This window comes from Streptomyces sp. NRRL B-24484, from assembly GCF_000717715.1.
In the GTDB taxonomy this organism is placed as follows: domain Bacteria; phylum Actinomycetota; class Actinomycetes; order Streptomycetales; family Streptomycetaceae; genus Kitasatospora.
Genome location: NZ_JOAI01000125.1, coordinates 1 through 1,112, shown reverse-complemented (window position 1 = coordinate 1,112; position 1,112 = coordinate 1). Strand labels below are relative to the sequence as shown.

Genomic DNA, 1,112 nt, shown 5'->3' with positions numbered 1-1,112 from the left:
CTATTGATCAGAAACTCAATTGGTTCTCGTCGAGGGTGTAGCGGACCTGCGAACCGTGGAAGTAGCCGCGGACGATGTGGGGTTGGCGCTGGCGTCGGTGGAAGAAGCGTCGGGCTTCGGCTGCCAGCTCGGCCTGGTTCCGGGCCCGGTGCCTCATGGGCAGGCTGCGCTTGAGGTCAGCGTTGACGAGTTCGTCGGGATTGAGCTCAGGCGAGTACGACGGCAGGAAGTGCAGCTCGACCCGGTCGGCATGGTCGGCCAGCCAGGCGCGGACCTTCTTGCTGCGGTGGGCCGAGTGGCGGTCCACGACGAGGTGGATCTTGCGGTCGAAGTGGCCGGCAAGCCGGTCGAGGAACCGGCACATGACCTGCGCGTCGAAGGTCTCGGTGAAGACCATGAAGTGCATGCGGCCCTTGGTGCTGATCGCCGACATCGCGTTGACCGAGAAGCGGTTCCCGGTCCGGCGCACGATCGGGGTCCGCCCCTTCTCGCCCCAGGTCCGGCCGGTGACCTGGTCAGAGCGGATGCCGACCTGGTCGGCGAAGAGCACCTCGGCGTCCTCGGCCTTCGCCCGTGCTCGGATCGCCGGCCAGGCCTCCTCCAGCCAGCCGCGCACCGCCTCGGGATTCTGCTCGACGGCCCGTTTGTCCGGGCGCTGGAACGACAGCCCCCAGCGGCGCAGGTACTTGCCCACCCCCGGCTCCGTCAGGCGGACCCGGTACAGCTTCGCGATCAGCGCACCCACCTGGGAACGCGTCCACAGCTGACCGACAAGCCCCAGCTCACAGGGCTGGTGGTCGAGCACGGCCTGCCGCACCGCGGCCTGCTCGGCCTCGGACAGCACCTGATGCTCCCCGGCTCGCCGCCCGCGCGGACGCCCGATCAGCGCCTCACGCCCGCCGGCCAGCCACTTCGCCCACCAGCCGTCCACCGCCTTCAGCGAGACCTTGAACATCGCCGCGACGTCCTCGCGGTCCCGCCCCTCGACCAGCGCGGCCACCGCCCGCAGCCGCAACGCTTCCTGCGCCGACGGCGACAAGTGCCGCGCGTCCCCCACCAGTCCACTCACACGGTGTTCAACGACCCAGAACCCCTACCGTTTCGGATCAATA

The 1,112-nt window shown here is 69.2% G+C and carries 1 protein-coding gene; it reads right to left on the bottom strand.

Annotated elements, in window-relative coordinates:
• Positions 1–7: 7 nt before the first annotated feature.
• Positions 8–1,039, bottom strand: a complete 1,032-nt coding sequence (locus IE98_RS44050; RefSeq protein ID WP_420706274.1) for an IS630 family transposase — start codon at positions 1,037–1,039, stop codon at positions 8–10.
• Positions 1,040–1,112 lie beyond the last annotated feature (73 nt).